Origin of the sequence: Acinetobacter lactucae, assembly GCF_013344765.1 — a bacterium.
GTDB lineage: Bacteria > Pseudomonadota > Gammaproteobacteria > Pseudomonadales > Moraxellaceae > Acinetobacter > Acinetobacter lactucae_A.
Genome location: NZ_JABVBF010000383.1, coordinates 1 through 733, shown reverse-complemented (window position 1 = coordinate 733; position 733 = coordinate 1). Strand labels below are relative to the sequence as shown.

Genomic DNA, 733 nt, shown 5'->3' with positions numbered 1-733 from the left:
ACGGATGGTAGCTGGAGTGTGCCAAACCCAGGCTTGTCGGATGGGGACACCATTACAGCAGTCAGCACAGATCCTGCAGGCAACACATCTACTCCAGCTACAGCAGTGGTAGATGGACTAGCACCGAATACACCAGTGATTGATCCTGTTAATGGAACAGATCCGATTACAGGTACAGCAGAACCAGGTTCGACAGTAACAGTCACTTATCCAGATGGTAGTACGGCTTCAGTTGTGGCTGGAACGGATGGTAGCTGGAGTGTGCCAAACCCAGGCTTGTCGGATGGGGACACCATTACAGCAGTCAGCACAGATCCTGCAGGCAACACATCTACTCCAGCTACAGCAGTGGTAGATGGACTAGCACCGACAGTAGCGCTTAACGATGTATTAACCAACGACAGCACACCTGCATTGACCGGTACGATTGATGATCCTACTGCGACTGTAGTGGTGAGTGTGGATGGTGTGAACTATACAGCAGTCAATAATGGTGATGGAACATGGACTCTTGCAGACGATACTCTCTCTGCATTGATAGACGGTCCGCACACCGTTACCGTGGCTGCAACAGATCTTGCAGGAAATGTTGGTACGGACACTAGTGTTGTGACTGTAGACAGCACAGCACCTTCAGCAACCACAGTGATTGCGATTGAAAGCATCAGTGATGATACTGGTTTATCAGCTACAGACTTCATTACCAATGATACAAGCTTAACTATTAATGGTA

The 733-nt window shown here is 48.8% G+C and carries 1 protein-coding gene; it reads left to right on the top strand.

What is annotated here, in order from left to right:
• The coding region (locus HUN22_RS17465; protein WP_174732027.1) for an Ig-like domain-containing protein at positions 1–733 on the top strand (733 nt) is incomplete at both ends.